Origin of the sequence: Streptomyces montanisoli, assembly GCF_017813245.1 — a bacterium.
Taxonomy (GTDB): domain Bacteria; phylum Actinomycetota; class Actinomycetes; order Streptomycetales; family Streptomycetaceae; genus Streptomyces; species Streptomyces montanisoli.
Genome location: NZ_JAGIQL010000013.1, coordinates 21,409 through 41,998, shown reverse-complemented (window position 1 = coordinate 41,998; position 20,590 = coordinate 21,409). Strand labels below are relative to the sequence as shown.

Below are 20,590 nucleotides of genomic sequence, written 5' to 3'. Positions count from 1 at the left end.
GCCCCGCGGTCCGCAGGGACCACGGGGCGCTGCGTACGAGCCGCACGCGGCGGCCTACCGCATCAGCACCCCCGCGTGCTCCCCCGCCGCCTCCGTGGGCAGCGCGACGAGGCCGAGGTCCGCGCCATTGGCCAGCAGCACGTGCGAGGGCAGCACGCGCACCGTGTACCCGTACGGGCCCGTGCGGTCCAGGGAGAGCGGCCCCTCGTAGACCCAGCGCCCCTCGGCGTCGGGACCGCCGGACGGCTTGAGCGGGAAGGTCTGCGCGTCGGCGATGGCGTCGTCGGAGTCGACCCGTCCGGCCACGGCCTGCACCTCGACGTCCTCGGGCCGCAGCTCGCCGAGTGCCACGCCGACCCGCAGGGCGAGCGCGGAGCCCAGCTGGGCGGTCCCGCAACTGGCGCCGGTGCCCGCCGAGACGGTCTCGACGTGGTCGACCGACACGTGCGGCCACAGGGTGCGCACCCGGTACTTCCACGCCGCGAGGTCCGCGGCCGCCTTCGTGCCGAGCGCGCGGTGCGCGTGCGCCGCGGGCGCGTACAGCCGCTCCACGTACTCGCGCACCATGCGGCCCGCCAGTACCTTCGGTCCCAGCGTGACCAGCGTGCGGCGCACCATCTCGATCCAGCGGCCCGGCAGCCCGTCGCCGCCCTCCGCCGCCGCGGCCCGCCCGCCACGGCCTCCACCGCCGCCCCGGAGGCCGCGGTCGTAGAAGCGCGGTGCCACGCGGTTCTCGATCAGCTCGTAGAGCGCGTTCGCCTCGAGGTCGTCGCGGCGGTTCTCGTCGGCGGCGGCCGACCCGTCCGCGGTCGGGATGGCCCAGCCGAAGTCCGGCTCGTACCACTCGTCCCACCAGCCGTCCAGGACGGACAGGTTGAGGCACCCGTTGAGCGCGGCCTTCATCCCGCTGGTGCCGCATGCCTCCAGCGGCCTGAGCGGGTTGTTCAGCCACACGTCGCAGCCCGGGTAGAGCTTCTGCGCCATGCCCATGCCGTAGTCGGGCAGGAACACGATCCGGTGCCGTACGCGGGGATCGTCCGCGAAGTGCACCAGCTCCTGGATGAGCCGCTTGCCGCCGTCGTCCGCCGGGTGGGCCTTGCCCGCGACGACGATCTGCACCGGCCGCTCCTCGTCGAGCAGCAGCCTGGTCAGCCGCGCCGGGTCGCGCAGCATGAGCGTCAGTCGCTTGTACGACGGGACGCGGCGCGCGAAGCCGATGGTGAGCACGTCGGGGTCGAGTACCCCGTCGATCCAGCCGAGTTCCGCGGCCGCCGCGCCGCGCTGCCGCCACGAGGCCCGCAGCCGCTCGCGCACCTCGTCAACGAGCCGCGCGCGCAGGGTGCGCCTGACCTGCCAGACGTCCGCGTCGGGGATGTCCGCGACCGACTCCCAGCGGCCGGGCCCGCCGACGGTGAGCGCCTGCTCGGCCCGCGCCTCGCCGATCTGGCGGGCGCCGAGCGCCACGACCTCGGGGGCCACCCAGGTCAGCGCGTGCACGCCGTTCGTGACGGACGTGATCGGCACCTCCTCGGCGTCGAACCCGGGCCACAGCCCGGCGAACATCTCCCTGCTGACCTGCCCGTGCAGGGTGGAGACCCCGTTGGCCCGCCCGGCGAGGCGCAGCCCCATCACGGCCATGTTGAACACCTGCGGGTCGCCGCCCTGGTAGGTCTCCGTGCCGAGGCCGAGCACCCGTTCCGCCTCGACGCCCGGCAGTTCGCCGTCGGCGCCGAAGTGGTGCGCGACGAGCGCGCGGTCGAACCGGTCGATGCCTGCGGGGACGGGGGTGTGCGTGGTGAAGACGGTGCCCGCGCGCACGGCCTCCAGCGCGGCCTCGAAGCCGGTGCCGTCGGCCGCGAGCTCCCTGATGCGCTCAAGGCCGAGGAAGCCCGCGTGCCCCTCGTTGGTGTGGAACACCTCGGGCGCCGGATGCCCGGTGAGCCGGCAGTACGTGCGCACGGCGCGCACCCCGCCGATGCCGAGCAGCATCTCCTGCAGCAGCCGGTGCTCGCTGCCGCCGCCGTAGAGCCGGTCGGTGACCTCGCGTTCCGTGTGGCCGTTCTCCTCGACGTCCGAGTCGAGCATCAGCAGCGGCACCCTGCCCACCTGCGCCTGCCAGATCCTGGCGCGCAGCGCGCGGCCGCCGGGCAGCGCGAGCTCCACATGGGCGGGGGTGCCGTCGCTCTCGCGCAGCTGGGTGAGGGGGAGTTCGTGCGGGTCGAGCACCGGGTACTGCTCCTGCTGCCAGCCGTCCCTGGAGAGGGACTGGCGGAAGTAGCCGTGCCGGTAGAGCAGGCCGACGCCGATCAGCGGCACCCCGAGGTCGCTCGCCGCCTTGAGGTGGTCGCCGGCGAGGATGCCGAGGCCGCCCGAGTACTGCGGCAGGGCTGCGGTGATGCCGAACTCGGGCGAGAAGTAGGCGATGGCGGCGGGCAGCTCGCCGGCGCCTGCCGCGCCCTGCTCGACGTCGGCGTGCCCGTCGGCGTGCCCGTCGCCCTGCCCGGTGTCCCGCTGCTGGTACCAGCGCTCGCCGTGCAGGTAGGCGTCCAGGTCCGCGGTGACGGACGTCAGCCTGTCGAGGAACGCCCGGTCGCCGGCCAGCTCGGCGAGGCGCGCCGCCGACACGGTGCCGAGCAGTCTGACCGGGTCGGCTCCCGCGGCCTGCCAGCCCTCGGGATCGATCGCCTCGAACAGCTCGCGGGTCGGCGTGTGCCAGGACCAGCGCAGGTTGCGGGCCAGATCGCTGAGGGGGCCGAGGGGCTCGGGAAGTACCGGGCGGACGGTGAACCGACGGATTGCCTTCACGTGCTCCACCTTCGCAAGGGACGTACGTATCGGAGGGGACGCACCGCACAGGGCGTCCCGACGTGGTGAGACGTTAGCCGTCCCCTGCCCCCGCAACCACGGCGCATACGCGCGCGTCGCGGCGGTTTGCGCGCGGTTCGTGCGACGCCCACGCGCCCACCCCGCCGCGTCGCGCCGGTGCATATGCCCGTACGGCGGTACCGGCCCCGCGGGTTCGAGGCGGGTTCGATGCGGGTGCGAGGCGGGTACGAGGCGGACTCGCGCACGGCGGCGCGGCGGTACAGGATTGGGTAACCATTCCGATGCGGGGAGTTAACGCGGCACCGGATTGGGGGCCCCGTTCGCATGGAAGGCTCCCCCGTACGCACGCTCGCGAGTGCCGTTCGGGTGAACGCGGGCGCGGACGGCCCTGGTCACGCCGTGCCCCCGGTCGATCAAGCAGCTAAAAAGAACAGCAAAACCAGTACAAAATCTGATTCGCGGATACTTGCCCGTTCCGCACCCCGCCTGTCCTGCTCGACTCGCACCACTTGTCCTGCTCGTCACGCCAGCCCAGCCCCCAGGTGATTCGGTGAAACTGATCGGTCGCATCCCCGTCCTGGACGTCGCCCCCCTCGTCGACTGCGGAAGACGCCCGGCGAAGGCGGTGAGCGGTGAGACCTTCCAGGTCGCCGCGACCGTCTTCCGCGAGGGACACGACGCGGTCGCCGCCAACGTCGTGCTCACCGACCCGTCAGGGCGCCCCGGGCCCTTCACCCCGATGCGCGAGCTGGCGCCCGGCACCGACCGGTGGGGCGCCGACGTCACCCCCACGGAGGAGGGCGACTGGACGTACACGGTCGAGGCGTGGAGCGACCCCGTCACCACCTGGCGGCACACCGCGGGCATCAAGATCCCGGCCGGCATCGACACCGACCTGGTGCTCGCCGAGGGCGCGGCGCTGCACGAGCGGGCCGCCGAGGGCGTGCCGAAACGTGAGGGCCGCGAGTTCGTGCTCGCGGCGGTGGACGCGCTGCGCGACGCGTCGCGTCCCCCGGCGGCCCGTCTCGCGGCCGCGCTCACCCCCGAGGTGGACGAGGCGCTCACCGCCCATCCGCTGCGCGAGCTGGTCTCCGCCTCGCGTCCGATGCCGCTCAGGGTGGAGCGCAGGCGGGCGCTGTACGGGTCCTGGTACGAGATGTTCCCGCGCTCGGAGGGCGCGGTGGTCAGGCCGGGCGAGCCGGCGGTGAGCGGGACGTTCGCGACGGCCGCCGAGCGGCTGCCGGCGATCGCCGCGATGGGTTTCGACGTGGTGTACCTGCCGCCGATCCACCCGATCGGCACGACGTTCCGCAAGGGCCCGAACAACTCCCTGTCGGCGGGGCCCGGCGATGTGGGCGTGCCGTGGGCGATCGGCTCCGAGGCCGGCGGCCACGACGCGGTCCACCCCGACCTCGGCACGATCGACGACTTCGACCGCTTCGTGCGTACCGCGCGCGACCTGCGGATGGAGGTCGCGCTCGACTTCGCCCTCCAGTGCTCGCCCGACCACCCGTGGGTCAGCAGGAAACCCGACTGGTTCCACCACAGGCCGGACGGGACGATCGCGTACGCGGAGAACCCGCCGAAGAAATACCAGGACATCTACCCGATCGCGTTCGACAAGGACATGCGGGGCCTCGTCAGGGAAACGGTGCGGATCCTGCGGTACTGGATGTCCCACGGGGTACGCGTCTTTCGAGTGGACAACCCGCACACCAAGCCGGTGGTCTTCTGGGAGAAGGTGATCGCGACCGTCAACCGCACCGACCCGGACGTCATCTTCCTGGCCGAGGCGTTCACGCGTCCCGCGATGATGCGGGCGCTGGCCGCGATCGGCTTCCAGCAGTCGTACACCTACTTCACCTGGCGCAATTCGAAGCAGGAACTGACGGAGTACCTCACCGAGCTCTCGGGCGAGTCCGCCTCCGTCATGCGCCCGAACTTCTTCGTCAACACGCCGGACATCCTGCACGCCTACCTCCAGGAGGGCGGCAGGCCCGCGTTCGAGGCGCGGGCGGTGCTCGCGGCGACGATGTCACCGTCCTGGGGCGTGTACGCGGGGTTCGAGCTGTGCGAGGCCACCGCGGTGCGCCCGGGCAGCGAGGAGTACCTGGATTCCGAGAAGTACCAGCTCAGGCCCAGGGACTGGGAGGCGGCCGAGCGTGAGGGCCGCACGATCGCACCGCTGATCACCACGCTCAACCGGCTGCGGCGCAGGCATCCCGCGCTCCAGCAGCTGCGGGACATCCACTTCCACCACGCCGACAACGACTCCGTGCTGGCGTACAGCAAGCGGTCGGGTTCGAACATCGTTCTGGTGGTCGTGAACCTCGACCCGCACCACACCCAGGAAGCCACGGTCTCGTTGGACATGCCGCGGCTCGGCCTGGAGTGGCACGAGACCGTCCCGGTGCGCGACGAGCTCACCGGCGACACCTACCACTGGGGCAGGGCCAACTATGTGCGCCTGGAGCCGGGCGTCACGCCCGCGCACATCGTCGTCCTGCGACCGTCCCCGCCTACCGGAGGGTCACCCACATCATGATCGTCAATGAGCCCGTCCACGACCTCTTCGAGGACACCCCGGCGAAGGACCGCAATCCCGACTGGTTCAAACGGGCCGTCTTCTACGAGGTCCTGGTGCGCTCGTTCCAGGACAGCAACGGCGACGGCGTCGGCGACCTCAAGGGCCTCACCGCCAAACTCGACTACCTGCAGTGGCTCGGCGTCGACTGCCTCTGGCTGCCGCCGTTCTTCAAGTCCCCGCTGCGCGACGGCGGGTACGACGTGGCGGACTACACGGCGGTCCTCCCGGAGTTCGGCGACCTCGCCGACTTCGTGGAGTTCGTCGACGCCGCCCACCAGCGCGGCATGCGCGTGATCATCGACGTGGTCATGAACCACACCAGCGACCAGCACCCGTGGTTCCAGGAGTCGCGCACCAACCCCGACGGCCCGTACGGCGATTACTACGTGTGGGACGACGAGGACAAGCGGTACGGGGACGCGCGCATCATCTTCGTCGACACCGAGGCGTCCAACTGGACGTTCGACCCGGTGCGCAAGCAGTACTACTGGCACCGCTTCTTCTCCCACCAGCCGGACCTCAACTACGAGAACCCGGTGGTCCAGGAGGAGATGATCTCGGTCCTGCGGTTCTGGCTCGATCTCGGCATCGACGGCTTCCGCCTGGACGCCGTGCCGTACCTGTACGCGGAGGAGGGCACGAACTGCGAGAACCTGCCGCAGTCCCACGCCTTCCTCAAGCGCGTGCGGGCCGAGATCGACGCCCACTACCCGGACACCGTGCTGCTCGCCGAGGCCAACCAGTGGCCGGAGGACGTGGTCGACTACTTCGGCTCCTTCGAGCGGGGCGGCGACGAGTGCCACATGGCGTTCCACTTCCCCGTGATGCCGCGCATCTTCATGGCGGTGCGGCGCGAGTCCCGCTACCCGGTCTCCGAGATCCTGGCGAAGACGCCGGCCATCCCGAGCGGCTGCCAGTGGGGCATCTTCCTGCGCAACCACGACGAGCTGACGCTCGAGATGGTGACGGACGAAGAGCGCGACTACATGTACGCCGAGTACGCCAAGGACCCGCGGATGCGCGCCAACATCGGCATCCGCCGCAGGCTGGCGCCGCTGCTTGACAACGACCGCAACCAGATCGAGCTGTTCACGGCCCTGCTGCTGTCGCTGCCCGGCTCGCCGATCCTCTACTACGGCGACGAGATCGGCATGGGCGACAACATCTGGCTGGGCGACCGCGACGCGGTCAGAACGCCCATGCAGTGGACGCCCGACCGCAACGCCGGGTTCTCCTCCAGCGATCCGGGCAGGCTCTACCTGCCGACCATCATGGATCCGGTCTACGGGTACCAGGTCACCAACGTCGAGGCGGCCATGGCGTCGCCGGCGTCGCTGCTGCACTGGACGCGCCGGATGATCGAGATCCGCAAGCAGAACCCGGCCTTCGGCATCGGCTCGTACACGGAGCTGCCGTCCTCCAACCCGGCGGTGCTGGCGTTCCTGCGCGAGGCGCCCTCGCCCGAGGGCAACGGCGACGACCTGGTGCTGTGCGTGCACAACTTCTCGCGGTTCGCCCAGCCCACCGAGCTCGACCTGCGGCAGTACAGCGGCCGCCATCCGGTGGAGCTGATCGGCGGTGTGCGCTTCCCCGCCATCGGCGAGTGGCCCTACCTGCTCACCCTCGCGGGCCACGGCTTCTACTGGTTCAGGCTGCGCCAGGACACCGCGCCCGCACCGGCCGCCTCGGGCCCTTCGCTCGGCGCGGGCGTGGGCGCGGCCCCGGGCGAGAAGCCGGCCATCGGCGAGGGCGGCACGCCGACAGATCCTGGCGCGGTCGCAGGACCCGGCGCGGCGACGGGCCCAGGCGCGGCGCCCGCGACCGAGTACCGGCGGGGCTGAGACGGCGGGGCCGGCGCAGGGCGTACCGGGCCCGGTGCTGGGGGCACCTCCCGGCCGGAGGCTGGGGGACCCGGTGCCCCGTGCGGGGCGGTTTCCGCCGCCCCGCACGGGGCACTCTCACCGACGGCCGGTTCGAGGGAATCGGGCCGCGCAGGGATCCTCCGTCACGGTCCTCGACTCCGTACGGACCATCCTCACCCGACACATTCCGAACAGCCGGACAGCAACCGCCGCAATCCGGGACACTCGGCGCATCCTGTGTGTACCCGGGGAAAGGACGCGCTGCCATGCCGAAGGCTGCATCCGCCCGGAGCACCGGGCGCCAGGCCGCCGCCAGGGGCGGGGCACCGTCCGCCGCGGCCACTGCGGTGGTCGACTCACTCGCCCCGCTGCTGCGCGCGTGGCTGCCGCGGCAGCGCTGGTTCGCCGGCAAGGGCCGCACGCTGACGGGCCTCGTGCCGGTCGCGGTCACCGAACTGCTGCCTCCCGTGCCGTCCGGCGGCGAGGGCCCGGGACTGCTGCACCTGCTGCTGCGGGTGGAGCAGCACGACGGGCAGCCGCCCGTGGGTGCCGCGGCGGCGGGCGACTGCTACCAGCTGCTGCTCGGCGTGCGGACGTCGCTGCCGCCGCACCTCGAACCGTCGCTCATCGGCCACGCCACCGAGGGGCCGCTCGCGGGACGCACGGTCTACGACGCCCTGCACGACCCGTATCTCGCCGGTGTCGTCATGGACAGGCTGCGCAGCGTGGACGCGGTCGGGCCCCTGCGGTTCGGGCGCGCGGGGCGGATCCCGGCCGGTCTCGCCCCGAGGCTGCTCGGCGCCGAGCAGTCCAACTCGTCGCTGGTGTACGGCGACGCGTACATCCTCAAGATCCTCCGCCGTGTCGTGCCCGGACCCCATCCCGACCTGGAACTCCCTCTGGCGCTCGCGGCCGAGGGGTGCGCGCGGGTGCCCGCACCGGTGGCCTGGTTCGAGGCGGCGGACCCCGCGGGCAGCGGTGAGCCCCTGACGCTCGGCGTCGTCCAGCCGTTCCTGCGGGGCTCGACGGACGGCTGGCAGCTGGCGCTCGCCGCGCTCGACGGCGGGCAGGAGTTCGTCGCGGAGGCGGCCGAGCTGGGCAGGGCGACCGCCGAGGTGCACCTCGCGCTGGCGTCCGCGCTGCCGACGGTGACGCTCGACGGCGGCAGGACGGCGCAGCTCGCCGAGGCCATGAGCCGCAGGCTGGACACGGCTGCGCAGGCCGTGCCCGCGCTCCAGCCGTACGCCCCTGGGCTGCGCGCCGCGTTCGAGGCGCTCGGCGGCCTCGACGCGGCGGAGCGCGTCCGTCCGGCCCAGCGGGTCCACGGCGACCTGCACCTGGGACAGACGCTGCGCAGCCCGGACGGCAGCTGGTCCGTCATCGACTTCGAGGGCGAGCCCGCGAGACCGCTCGCCGAGCGGCGCAGGCCGCAGCCCCCGGTGCGCGATGTGGCGGGGATGCTCCGCTCCTTCGACTACGCGGCGCGCTCCCGCGAGCCGTGGCGTGCCGACTGGGCGGCGCGGTGCAGGGACGCCTACTGCGAGGGGTACGCGCGTGCGGCCGGCACGGACCCGCGCTCGGAGCCGGAGCTGCTGCGCGCCTACGAGACGGACAAGGCCGTCTACGAGGTGCTGTACGAGGCGCGGCACAGGCCCGACTGGCTGCCGGTGCCGATGGCGGCGATCGAGCGCCTGGCGGCGGAGCGGTGAGGGCGCGTTCCGTACCCCTCGTACCCCTCCGCCCGCCGCGCTCCCTACCCGTCCGTCCGCTGCCCGCTCGCGCCGTGTCAGCCCGTCCAGCAGACTCGTAGCCACGCCCGTCCGCGCAGTTCCCCGACAGCCCACGCACGTCCGACGCTCGCCGAGGAGGCAGCACCGTGACCGCCCGTCCGTCGTCCGACACTCCGTCGGAGCCAGAAGTGTCCGCCCGTTTCCGTCCCGCCAAGGCGTCCGGTTCCGTGCCGATGGGCGAGCCCCCGGCGCAGCCGCCCGGCAGGCCCGTTCCCTCGCGCCGTACGCCACCGCGCGACACCGGCGCGGCCGTGAGCGCCGCGGGGTCGTCGGGGTCAGCGGGGCCGTCGGGGCCGGCGGGGTCCTCCGGGTCCTCGTCATCGGGCGGGGCCGGCGCCGCGCGGCGCGGCGCCACCGGCACGCCGCCCGCTCCCCCGCTCGACGACGGCGACCGGGGCAGGCTGCTGCGCGGCGAGCACCACGACCCGCACGGGCTGCTCGGCGCGCACCCGGTGGAGGGCGGCGTGCTGGTGCGCGCCCTGCGCCCGTACGCGCGCGCCGTGAGCGTCGTCGCGGACGGCACGGTCACGGCGTTGAACGACGACGGCGACGGGCTGTTCTCCGGCGTGCTTCCGTTCGCGGAGGTGCCGGCGTACACACTGCGCGTGCGCTACGGCGACGCGGAGGGCGACGACGTCGTGGAGGTGCGGGACCCGTACGGCTTCCTGCCCGCGCTGGGCGAGCTCGACCTGCACCTCATCTCGGAGGGCCGCCACGAGCAGCTGTGGAAGGCGCTCGGCTCGACGGTGATGGAGCACGGGGGCGTGACGGGGACGCGGTTCACGGTGTGGGCGCCCAACGCTCGCGGTGTGCGCGTCGCCGGGGCGTTCAACTACTGGGACGGCACCGCGCTGCCGATGCGCTCGCTCGGTTCGAGCGGCGTGTGGGAGCTGTTCGTGCCGGAGATCGGCGAGGGCGACGTCTACAAGTACGACATCTGCACGCCCGAGGGCCACCACACGCTGCGTGCGGACCCGCTGGCCCGTGCCACCGAGGTGCCGCCCGCGACGGCGTCGATCGTTGCGGTCTCGCGCCACGCGTGGCAGGACGAGGAGTGGCTGGCCCACCGCGCGGACCGGCCCGTGCACACGGCGCCGTTCTCGGTCTACGAGCTGCACCTGCCGTCCTGGCGGCCGGGCCTGACCTACCGGCAGCTGGCGGAGCAACTGCCCGCGTACGTGCGGGAGCTGGGCTTCACGCACGTGGAGCTGATGCCGGTCGCCGAGCACCCGTTCGGCGGCTCGTGGGGCTACCAGGTCACCGGCTTCTACGCGCCGACGTCGCGCATGGGCTCGCCCGACGACTTCCGCTTCCTGGTGGACGCGCTGCACCGGGCCGGCATCGGCGTGCTCATCGACTGGGTGCCCGCGCACTTCCCGAAGGACGACTGGGCGCTCGCGCACTTCGACGGCCGCCCCCTGTACGAGCCGGGTGACTCGCGCAGGGCGGAGCACCCGGACTGGGGCACACTGACCTTCGACTACGGCCGCACGGAGGTGCGCAACTTCCTCGTCGCGAACGCCGTGTACTGGTGCGAGGAGTTCCACATCGACGGCCTGCGGGTGGACGCCGTCGCGTCGATGCTCTACCTCGACTACTCGCGCGAGGACGGCCAGTGGGCGCCCAACGAGTACGGCGGCCGGGAGAACCTCGACGCGGTGCGCTTCCTGCAGGAGATGAACGCGACGGTCTACCGCCGCTGCCCCGGTGTCGTCACGATCGCCGAGGAGTCCACCGCGTGGGACGGCGTCACGCGCGCCACGCACCACACGGGCCCCGGCGGCTTCGGCGGACTCGGCTTCGGGCTGAAGTGGAACATGGGCTGGATGCACGACTCCCTGGAGTACATGGCCAAGGAGCCGGTGCACCGCAAGTACCACCACAACGAGATGACGTTCTCGATGGTGTACGCGTACAGCGAGAACTACGTCCTGCCGATCTCGCACGACGAGGTGGTGCACGGCAAGGGCGCGCTGGTGTCCAAGATGCCGGGCGACTGGTGGCAGCAGCGCGCCGACCACCGGGCGTACCTGGGCTTCATGTGGGCCCACCCCGGCAAGCAACTGCTGTTCATGGGGCAGGAGTTCGCGCAGGGGGCCGAGTGGTCAGAGGGGCACGGCCCGGACTGGTGGCTGGTGGACCCCTCGTACACGGCGGCGGATGACCACAAGGGCGTGCGCGACCTGGTCGCGACGCTGAACGCGGTCTACCGCGAGACCCCGGCTCTGTGGGAGCGCGACACCGAGCCCGAGGGGTTCTCGTGGGTCGAGGGCGGCGCAGCCGACGACAACGTGTTCGCGTTCCTGCGCTACGGCCGCTCGGGCGCCCCGCTGCTCGCGGTGTCGAACTTCTCGCCGGTCGTGCGCGAGGGCTACCGGCTCGGCGTGCCGGACGGGTACGCCGAGTGGGCGGAGGTCCTCAACACGGACGAGGAGCGCTTCGGCGGCAGCGGCGTGCGCAACGCCGTGCCGGCGAAGGTGGAGCCGGTGCCGGCGCAGGGCCGCGAGGCGAGCGTGCCGCTGACGCTGCCGCCGCTGTCGACGGTGTGGTTCAAGCCGGAGTGACGCGGGCGCGCGCCCGCCGGCGGCGGCGGGCGCGCGGTGCGGTGCGGTGTGGTGAGCGCTTCGGCGGTCAGCGCAGTGCGGCCGCCAGGGTCTCCGCGACCTCGGCGGGCGCGGGCATCACGCCCATCTCGTCCGCCGTCTTGCGGGCGTTCTCGGCGTACTGCGGGTCGGCCGGCACCTCGGCCGCCGCGCGGGCCACGGCCTTCGGGGCGGCCGCGCCGGGCCCCACCGCGATCCCGGTACGTGACGCCGCGACGCCCGCCGGCTTGCTGCCGAAGGCCGTGTACACCGTGCCCTGCGCGGCACCGGCCGACTCGGCGACGCCGCTGATGGCCACGCGCGGGTACCCGTGCTCGGCGAACAGCGCCTCCGCGGCGGCCGGGACCGCGGTCCTGGTGCTCCCCGCCGCACGAGCAGCGGCCCGCGCTCAGGCCGCCCCTGTGCGGACGACGCCGAGCCGCTGTGTCGGCCTCGTCAGCGCCACGTACAGGTCGTTCGTGCCGCGCGGCGACGCCGTGCGCACGGTGTCAGGGTCGACCACGACGACCGTGTCGAACTCCAGGCCCTTCGCCTGGCGCGGCGTGAGCAGCACCGTCGGCCGCGTCAGGTCGGGCGTCTCGCCGTGGGACGCCCCGGGCAGGGCGGCGGCGAGCCGCGGCAGCAGCGTCGCGGGGGCGATCACCGCGAGCCTGCCAGGGGACACGGCCCCGCCCCTGTGGGTGTCCGGCAGTTTGAGGGCGAGTTCGACGGCCGCGGTGACCAGCTCGTCCTGCGCCACGGTCACGACGACCGGCTCCTCGCCGGTCGAGCGCACCGAGCGCGGCGGTGTGAAGTCCGGCTCCTCGGCGCGCCGCACGTCCGCCGCGACCTCCATGATCTCGGCCGGCGTTCGGTAGTTGACGCCCAGCCTCTCCAGCGTCCAGCGGTCGTCCACGTACGGCCGCAGGATCTGCTGCCAGGAGTCGCAGCCCGCCGCGTCGCCGGTCTGCGCGGGGTCGCCCACCAGCGTCATCGACCGGCTGGGGCAGCGGCGCATCAGCAGCCGCCACGCCATCGCGGAGAGCTCCTGCGCCTCGTCGACGACGATGTGGCCGAACGCCCAGGTGCGGTCGGCCGCGGCGCGCTCCGCGGCGCTGCGGGTGTCGGCCTCCTCCTGGCGCTCCGCGAACCGCTCGGCGTCGATGACGTCGTGCGCGGCGAGCACCTCGGACTCCTCGTCCTCGAACTCGTACGTCTTCGACCCGGCGGACACGTCGAGCACGCCCTGCGCGTACGCGACCTGCTCCTGGCGCGCGGCCTCCGCCGCCGCGCGTGCGGCGCTGTCGTCCTCGCCGAGCAGTTCGGCGGCCTCGTCGAGTAGCGGCACGTCGGCCGGTGTCCAGGGTCCGTCGCTGCGGCGCACGAGGGCCTGCTCGTGCTCGGGCAGCTGCAACGGGTCGGCGAGGAAGTCGGCGAGCAGCCGCTGCGGCGTGAGGTGCGGCCACAGCTCGTCGATCGCGGCGTGGACGGCGGGGCTGGTGGCGATCTCCTTGCCGAGCTGGGCGATGTCGTCGGCGCCGAGGAGGTTGGGGCCGCCGTAGGGGTCGGCGCCGAGCCGCTCGGCGAGCTGGGCCGTCAGTGCGTCGATCACGCGGAAGGCGAAGTGCGGGCGGGCGAGGTTGTGCGGGAGTCCGGTGGCACGGGCGGCGGCGCGCGCGTCCTCGGCACTCTCGCGGTCGAGCGGGAGCGTGCCGTGGTCCTCGTGCTCGATCGCGGTGACGCGCTCGGGCACCGTCTGGCGGTCCCGCACGGCGCGTGCCAGGACGTCCGCCATCGCGGTGCCGCCCTTGACCGCCGCGGCCGCCGGGGTGTCGGTGCCGGTGGCGGTGACGCCGGGGAACAGCTCGCCGGTCGTCGCGAGCAGCACGCCCGTCTCGCCCAGCGACGGCAGCACCTCGCCGATGTAGCCGAGGAACGCGGGGTTGGGGCCGACGATGAGGACGGCGCGGCGCGCGAGCTGCTCGCGGTACGCGTACAGCAGGTAGGCGGCGCGGTGCAGGGCGACGGCGGTCTTGCCGGTGCCGGGCCCGCCCTCCACCACGAGGACGCCGCGGTGGGGCGCGCGGATGATGCGGTCCTGCTCGGCCTGGATCGTCTGCACGATGTCGGTCATGCGGCCGGTGCGCGCGGCGTTCAGCGCCGCGAGCAGGACCTCGTCCGCGTCGCGGTTCTCGTAGCCGGTGCGCGTGGCGTCGCCGAGGTCCATGATCTCGTCGTGGAGATCGGTGACCTCGCGGCCCCGCGTGGTGAGGTGCCTGCGACGGCTCAGGCCCATCGGCGAATAGCCCGTCGCGAGATAAAAGGGCCTGGCGACGGGGGCACGCCAGTCGATCAGCAGAGGGGTGCGTTCCGCGTCGTCCTCACGCATTCCGATACGGCCGATGTGGTGTTCCGCGCCGTCACGGAAATCTATGCGGCCGAAACACAGTCCCGACTCCACCGCATTCAGCTGCGACAGCCGCGCGGCCTGCTCCTGTGTGCGTACGTCGCGCTCCACCTTGGCCTGCCTGCCGGTGCCCACCTGGGCCACGGAGCGGCTCATCGCGCCCTGTGCGCCGTCCCTGAGGCCGTCGAGGCGCGCATACAGACGGGAGATGAATTCCTGCTCGTCCCGCAACGCGTCGTTTGACAATTCGACCCCTGCCCTAGTAACCTATGAACATCGAACTCCACGCGCACGCCACGCTTTTGAGCATGGCTTGAGCGCGTTGAGCACGGAAACCCCCAATATACGCAGAGAAACACCCTGTCCGTCAATTCGCGGACAGGGTGTTTCTCTTTTCGCGATGATGGCGTTCGGTTCGGGAGAGCGGAGACCGGCCCGGCGTCAGAGCACGTCGGCCAGATCCTCCATGAGCCTGCGCCTGGGGCGTGCCCCCACGATGGTCTTCACCGGTTCGCCGCCGCGGAAGACCATGAGCGTCGGCATGGACAGGACGCCGTACCTGATCGCGGTGGCGGGGTTGGCGTCGACGTCGATCCGCACGATCCGCAGCCGGCCCGCCTCCTCCTTCGCGATGGCGTCGAGCACGGGTGCGATCTGCCGGCACGGGCCGCACCAGTCGGCCGTGAAGTCCACGAGCACGGGCAGGCCGGCGCCGAGCACGGTGGCGTCGAAGTCCGCGTCCGTGACGGTGGTGACGTCTTCGGCGGGGGCGACGGCTTCGGCATGGACGGTCTCGATCATGAGCGTTCCTTTCGGTTGGCGGCCGCGGGGCGGCCCAGGTCGTGCCGGGCAAGCGCGTCGGTGAGCTCGCAGCGCGGCTCGGGCGCGGCGACGTCCGCCAGGGCGGCGGGGCGGCCCGGCCGTGCGCCCGTCCGGTCCCCCTCGTCGGCCTCCTCCTTGTCGGCCCCCGCGGGGTGGCGGGTGTGCGCGCCCTCCGCCTTCGCCAGCTGGGCCGCCACCTCGCCGCGCACGCAGCCGAGCTGCGCGATCAGTGCGTCGAGCTCGGCCAGCTTGCGCCGGTAGACGGCGAGCGACCCGGCGCACGCGTCGCCCGACGGGTGCCCGGCGCGCAGGCACTCCACGAAGGGACGGGTCTCCTCCAGGTCGAACCCGAAGTCCTGAAGGGTCCTGATCTGCCGGAGCAGCCGCAGGTCGGACTCGTCGTACGTGCGGTGCCCGTTGACCGTGCGCCGCGCGGGCAGCAGTCCGCGCGACTCGTAGTACCGCAGGGCCCGGGTGGTCGTCCCGGCCCGCTCCGCCAGTTCGCCGATGCGCATGTCCTCGACGGTATGCGTTGACGCCGACGTCAAGGCAAGGAGCGGGGAGCCGTGGCCCGGTCCTCGTCCTCAGGCCTGCTGCGCACGCCTGGGCAGCAGCCCGGTGAGCAGCAGCGTCAGGACGTACAGACCGGCGCAGACGGCGAAGACCAGCTGGGCCGCGGCGACGTAGGAGTGCGCGGACGGGTGCCCCACGCGCGCGAAGAACGCGGTCCCCAGGGCGGCGACCCCGATGGCGTTGGCGAACTGCTGGACCGCGCTCAGCATGCCCGCGCCGGTACCGGCCTCCTCGACGGTGGCGTCGCCGAGTACGAAGTCGAAGAGGGGGACGAACACGAGGCCCGCTCCGAAGCCGGTCAGGAACAGCGAGGGCGCCAGCTCCGGGACGGTGATCCCGGTGGACCAGTGGGCGGCCGACCACCAGAGGGCGAGCAGGCCGGCGGCGGCGACGGACAGCCCGATCCGCAGGGCGGCGCGTCCCAGCCTCCCGGCGAGCGCTCCGCCGCCGAACAGGACAGCGACGGCGGTGCCGACGGCCCACGGCACGAGCGTCAGCCCGGTGCGCAACGGCGTCCAGCCCATGCCGAGCTGCAGCAGCAGGTTGATGACGAGGACGAACGCGCTCAGCGCGCCGTAGAAGCCGCCGACGATCAGCAGCCCGGCCACGAAGCTCCGCTTGCGGAACAGGGACGGCGCGATGACCGGGTGGCTACTGCGGCGCTCGGAGACGACGAACAGCGCGAGCGGCACGGCCGATGCCGCCATCATCGCGTACGTCCAGGCGGGCCAGCCGAGTTCACGTCCCTGGATGAGCGGGACGATCAGCAGGGCCGACCCCGCGGTGAGCAGGCCCACGCCGGTCAGGTCGACGCGGGCGCCGGGGTCCTCGCCGCCGCGCCTGGGCAGCACGCGCCGGCCGAGCACGAGGGCGGCGGCGCCGAGGGGCACGTTGATCAGGAAGATCGAGCGCCACTGGCTGCCGAAGAGGTCCAGGTGGAGCAGCCAGCCGGCGAGGATCGGCCCGCCGACCGTGGCGAGGCCCATGATCGGGCCGAACGGCATCAGCGCCTTGCGTAGCAGCTCCGGCGGAAAAACGATCTTCACCAGCGCCATGCCCTGCGGGATCAGCACGGATCCGAACAGGCCTTGCAGCAGCCGCGCGACGATCAGGGACGCGGGGCCCGTGGCGAGCCCACAGGCCAGCGAGGCGAGGGTGAACCCGGCCATGCCGATCAGGAACAGCCGGCGGCGGCCGATCAGGTCGCCGAGCCGGCCCGAGACGACCAGCCCGAGCGCGAAGGCCGCGGTGTAGGCGGACAGCACCCACTGGAGGGTCATCGGACCGCCCCCGAGGTCGGCACGGATGGACGGCCCGGCGAGGTTGGCGACGCTGGTGTCGACGAGATCCATGATCTCGCCCAGGAAGACGACGACGAGCACGAGCCACGCGGTGCGCGGCGGCAGCACGCCGGAGCGCGCCGCGGGCGGGGAGAACGAAACGGTAGACACGAACAACATTCGATGTTACGAACGCTGTTCGTGTCAAGCGAATACTGTTCGCTTTCGGTAGTACGAGGTTCGTCGATTGGGTACGCTCTGGGCATGTCCCCGACTCCCCAGCAGCGGCGCGCGTCCCGTCACCACCAGCCCGACCCCGGCGCGGGCGCGGCGCCGGCGCGAGGGCGGCGGGCGCAGCCGATCACGGTGGCCGCGATCATCGACGCGGCGCTCGGCATCGTGGCGCGCGACGGCTACGAGGCCCTGACCATGCGCCGGGTGGCGGCCGCCCTGGAGACGGGTCCCGCGTCGCTGTACGCGCACGTCGTCAACAAGGACGACCTGGGCGAGCTGCTCATCGGCCGCCTGTGCACCGAGATCGACCTGCCCGAGCCCGAACCGGCCGCGTGGCGGGAGCAGATCACCGGAGTCTGCACCCGGATGCGCGACCAGTACCTGCGCTACCCGGGCATCTCGCGTGCCGCGCTCGCCGCGGCGCCCACCAACGAGGACACGCTGCGCATCGGCGAGGGCATGCTCGCCATCCTGCTCGCGGGAGGCATCGCCCCGCAGGCCGCCGCCTGGGGCATCGACTCGCTGATGCTGTACGTCAGCGCCTACACGCTCGAGGTCTCCCTGCTCACCGACCCGGGCAACGAGTGGGTCGTCAGCCGGGACGAGCTGCTCAGCCGGCTCTCCGGCCTGCCCGACACGTTCCCGCAGACCAAGCGCCACGCCGCCGAGCTCACCGCGGGCACGGACCACGAACGCTTCGACTTCACGCTCGACCTCGTGCTGGACGGCCTCGCACGCCGCTGAGCGGGCCGATCGCCGGCGGGCCGTGGACCGGTCACCGACCGGTCACCGACCGGTCGTGCGCGCGAAGGAGCCCGGTAGATTGCCCGCATGCCTTCCGTACTCGTCGTCGGTTACGACCCTCAGGCAATCCCCGGCGTGGACGCGCAAGCTCTGCGCGCGGGCCTCGACGCGGAGCTGGCCCGGTTCGGCGAGCACGGGATCGACGCCGCCATGACGCTGATCGTGTTCGACGAGTCCGCCGAGCCTGCCCTCGTCACATCACTGACGGCGCGTCCGTGGGACGTGGTGGTCGTCGGCGGCGGGGTGCGCAAGGCCGAGGCCTTGCTCCCGTTGTTCGAGGAGGTCGTGAACCTGATTCGCCGTCATGCCCCGCAGGCGGCCATCGCGTTCAACACCAGCGGCGGCGACAGCGTCGAGGCGGCGCGGCGCCGGCTGTGACTAGGGTGCGGGAATGACTTCCATCGCCGACGCGCGTGCCCAAGAGGCGTTTTTGCGGGCCTTTCACGCCGAGCGGCCCGCCGTGACGTCGGAGACGTTCGGCACGGGCAGGTCGGACGACGGGCGCTCCAGCTACCGGATCGTCGCCGACCTCACGGCAGACGCGCGGCGAGTGGTCGAACTCGGTTGCGGGGACGGGCTGCTGCTCGAAGTCCTCGCCCGGACGCGGGACGCGGCCGACCTGGCCGGTGTCGACCTCTCACCGGAGGCGCTGGCCCTCGCACGGCGGCGGCCGGCGCTCGCCGGTGCGGCGCTGCTCGAAGGGCGTGCGCAGCGGCTGCCGTTCGAGGACGGCGCGTTCGACGCGTGCGTCTCCCACTTGGCGTTGATGCTGATGGCGGACGTCGAGCAGGTCGCGGCCGAGGCCGCGCGCGTCCTCGTGCCCGGTGGCCTGCTGGTGTGCGATGGGCGGCGGCTCGGCCGGCGGTGAGGCGTACGAGCTGTTCGTCTCCCTCCTGCGCCGGGCCTGGGCCGATCTGCCGGGCGAGCACCGCGTTCCCTCCCTCGGCGACCCGCGCACCCGCAGTGCCGAGGGACTGGCGGAGATCCTCGGCCCGGCGGGATTCGGCCCGCCCACGTGGTCGACGGCCCGCATCGACTTCGGCGGGCCGGTGGAGCTGGTGTGGGAGGCGATGGCCAGGGTGTACGACATGGGCCCGCTGCCCGCGGCAGCCGTCGCCGAACTGCGCGAGGCGTTCCTGGCCGGGGCCGCGGAGCTGGCTCCCGCGGGCGGCCCTGTTCCGTGCGCCATGACGATGAAGTTCGCGACGGCCAGGCTGCGCGGCTGACCGGCCCGGACCCGCCAGAACGGGCCGGTCGCGCGTGCCGCCGCGTGCGGACGTGCGAACCGGCCCGTGCCGTTGCTCGACGGCGGGGTCAGACCCCCGCACCGGTCCGCGGCGCGGTGTCGCCGCCGCGCTGTTCCGGTACGTCGGCCCCCGCGGGCGGCGCGTCCTCCGTCGCGCCGCCGCCACCGCTCTCGTCCATGAGCGTGCTCTCGTCGAACGGGACGCGGCCCGCGAGTACTTCGCCGAGGCGGCCCCGGTCGAGCTCCTTCGTCCATGAGCCGATCAGCACGGTCGCCACCGCGTTGCCCGCGAAGTTGGTCAGGGCGCGGGCCTCGCTCATGAAGCGGTCGACACCGACGATCAGCCCGACGCCGTCGACCAGTTCGGGGCGGTGCGACTGGAGGCCGCCCGCGAGGGTGGCCAGGCCGGCGCCCGTGACGCCCGCCGCGCCCTTCGACGCGATGACCATGAAGGCGAGCAGGGAGATCTGCTGGCCGATGGAGAGCGGCTTGTCCATGGCCTCCGCGATGAAGATCGACGCCATCGTCAGGTAGATCGCGGTGCCGTCGAGGTTGAACGAGTAGCCGGTCGGCACGGTGATGCCGGCGACCGACTTGCTCACGCCGAGGTGCTCCATCTTCGCGATGAGGCGCGGCAGCGCGGACTCCGACGACGACGTCGAGAGGATCAGCAGGAACTCGCGTGCCAGGTACTTCAGCAGCAGGAAGATGTTGACGCGTGCGGCGAACCGCAGCACCAGGCCGAGCACGACGAAGACGAAGATCGCGCAGGTCAGGTAGAAGCCGACCATGATGATGGCGAGGGACTTGAGCGCGTCGACGCCCGTCTGTCCCACCACCGCGGCCATCGCGCCGAACGCGCCGACCGGCGCGGCCCACATGATCATGGCCAGGATGCGGAACACCAGCCGCTGCAGGTGCTCGATGCCGCGCAGTACCGGTTCGCCCGCCTTGCCCATGGCCTGGAGCGCGAAGCCGGCCAGGAGCGCGATCAGCAGGGCCTGGAGCGTGGAGCCCTCGGTGAACGCGGAGACCAGCGTCGTCGGGATGATGCTCAGCAGGAAGTCGGGCAGCGAGTCGCTGGTGCCCTTGGCCTGCGCGAGGCCCGACTGCCGTACGGACTCGGTGAGGTGCAGGCCCTGGCCGGGCTCCAGGATGTTGCCGACGACGAGGCCGATGGCCAGGGCGACGGTCGACATCACCAGGAAGTAGCCGATGGCCATGCCACCGACGGCGCCGACCTTCGCGGCCTTGCGCACCGAGCCGATGCCCAGCACGATCGTGCAGAAGATGACCGGCGCGATCATCATGGTGATGAGGCTGACGAAGCCGGTGCCGATCGGCTTGAGCTGTACTGCGGTACCGGGGGCCACGAAGCCCACCAGAATGCCGAGCAGCACGGCTACCACCACGGCGATGTACAGATAGTGGGTGCGGTCCCGTTTCGCGGCCACCTGTGTCCTCCTTGACTCGGGGTCCCGGTGACTATCCACCGCGCTGTGACCCCGGTCACCCTTGTGTTCATTTCGTTCATACGATTTCCGGCCAGGGCCTGTGGACAACGCGGACGCCTCCGG

General features: G+C 72.6%; 14 protein-coding genes and 1 pseudogene. 8 read left to right on the top strand and 7 right to left on the bottom strand.

Translation table 11 applies throughout. From position 1 onward, the window contains the following. Window positions 1-54: 54 nt before the first annotated feature. Window positions 55-2,805 carry an alpha-glucan family phosphorylase gene (gene glgP / locus JFN87_RS05555; RefSeq protein WP_209338749.1) on the bottom strand — a complete coding sequence of 917 codons (2,751 nt, stop codon included), beginning with the start codon at window positions 2,803-2,805 and terminating at the stop codon, window positions 55-57. Between the two features lie 577 nt (window positions 2,806-3,382). Here glgP and JFN87_RS05550 point away from each other — a divergent pair. The 4 genes and pseudogenes from JFN87_RS05550 (at window position 3,383) to glgB (ending at window position 11,629) form a co-directional block, all read left to right on the top strand. Continuing rightward, the gene (locus JFN87_RS05550) at window positions 3,383-5,371 is read left to right on the top strand and encodes an alpha-1,4-glucan--maltose-1-phosphate maltosyltransferase (RefSeq protein ID WP_209338773.1); all 1,989 of its coding nucleotides are present in this window, start codon (window positions 3,383-3,385) and stop codon (window positions 5,369-5,371) included. Continuing rightward, window positions 5,368-7,083: pseudogene (gene treS / locus JFN87_RS05545) on the top strand (maltose alpha-D-glucosyltransferase); the annotation flags it as partial. The gene JFN87_RS05550 and the pseudogene treS, both read left to right, overlap by 4 nt. Before the next feature lie 458 nt (window positions 7,084-7,541). Then, entirely contained in the window at window positions 7,542-8,984 is a 1,443-nt protein-coding gene (locus tag JFN87_RS05540; protein ID WP_209338748.1) for a maltokinase N-terminal cap-like domain-containing protein, read from the top strand. Between the two features lie 254 nt (window positions 8,985-9,238). Continuing rightward, entirely contained in the window at window positions 9,239-11,629 is a 2,391-nt protein-coding gene (gene glgB / locus JFN87_RS05535; protein WP_245178803.1) for a 1,4-alpha-glucan branching enzyme, read from the top strand. Window positions 11,630-11,696: 67 nt separating this feature from the next. Here glgB and JFN87_RS05530 read toward each other — a convergent pair whose 3' ends face one another. The 5 genes from JFN87_RS05530 to JFN87_RS05510 form a co-directional block, all read right to left on the bottom strand. Then, complete coding sequence (locus JFN87_RS05530; RefSeq protein WP_372449184.1) at window positions 11,697-11,966, bottom strand: hypothetical protein; 270 nt, start codon at window positions 11,964-11,966, stop codon at window positions 11,697-11,699. 90 nt (window positions 11,967-12,056) lie between these two features. Then, a complete protein-coding gene (locus JFN87_RS05525; RefSeq protein WP_245178795.1) occupies window positions 12,057-14,300 on the bottom strand; it encodes a HelD family protein in 2,244 nt (747 codons plus the stop codon). Between the two features lie 195 nt (window positions 14,301-14,495). Beyond that, entirely contained in the window at window positions 14,496-14,855 is a 360-nt protein-coding gene (gene trxA, locus JFN87_RS05520; protein WP_209338746.1) for a thioredoxin, read from the bottom strand. Then, window positions 14,852-15,391, bottom strand: a complete 540-nt coding sequence (locus tag JFN87_RS34485; protein ID WP_372449183.1) for a MerR family transcriptional regulator — start codon at window positions 15,389-15,391, stop codon at window positions 14,852-14,854. Before JFN87_RS34485 ends, trxA begins: the two co-directional genes overlap by 4 nt. A gap of 69 nt (window positions 15,392-15,460) precedes the next feature. Next, window positions 15,461-16,909, bottom strand: coding sequence for an MFS transporter (locus JFN87_RS05510; RefSeq protein ID WP_209338745.1), 1,449 nt, complete (start codon window positions 16,907-16,909; stop codon window positions 15,461-15,463). An 84-nt stretch (window positions 16,910-16,993) separates the two neighbouring features. Between JFN87_RS05510 and JFN87_RS05505 the strand changes: the two genes are divergently transcribed. The 4 genes from JFN87_RS05505 to JFN87_RS33485 all read left to right on the top strand — a co-directional run bounded on the left by JFN87_RS05505 (window position 16,994) and on the right by JFN87_RS33485 (window position 18,993). Next, entirely contained in the window at window positions 16,994-17,707 is a 714-nt protein-coding gene (locus JFN87_RS05505; protein ID WP_209338744.1) for a TetR/AcrR family transcriptional regulator, read from the top strand. Window positions 17,708-17,794: 87 nt separating this feature from the next. After that, a complete protein-coding gene (locus tag JFN87_RS05500; RefSeq protein WP_209338743.1) occupies window positions 17,795-18,145 on the top strand; it encodes a hypothetical protein in 351 nt (116 codons plus the stop codon). 13 nt (window positions 18,146-18,158) lie between these two features. Then, window positions 18,159-18,635, top strand: a complete 477-nt coding sequence (locus JFN87_RS33490) for a class I SAM-dependent methyltransferase (protein WP_245178794.1) — start codon at window positions 18,159-18,161, stop codon at window positions 18,633-18,635. After that, window positions 18,610-18,993: a hypothetical protein gene (locus tag JFN87_RS33485; RefSeq protein WP_245178793.1), complete on the top strand. Its 384-nt coding sequence runs from the start codon at window positions 18,610-18,612 to the stop codon at window positions 18,991-18,993. The genes JFN87_RS33490 and JFN87_RS33485 overlap by 26 nt, the downstream gene beginning before the upstream one ends. Before the next feature lie 88 nt (window positions 18,994-19,081). Here JFN87_RS33485 and JFN87_RS05490 read toward each other — a convergent pair whose 3' ends face one another. Continuing rightward, complete coding sequence (locus JFN87_RS05490; protein ID WP_209338742.1) at window positions 19,082-20,467, bottom strand: cation:dicarboxylate symporter family transporter; 1,386 nt, start codon at window positions 20,465-20,467, stop codon at window positions 19,082-19,084. Between the last annotated feature and the right edge of the window lie 123 nt (window positions 20,468-20,590).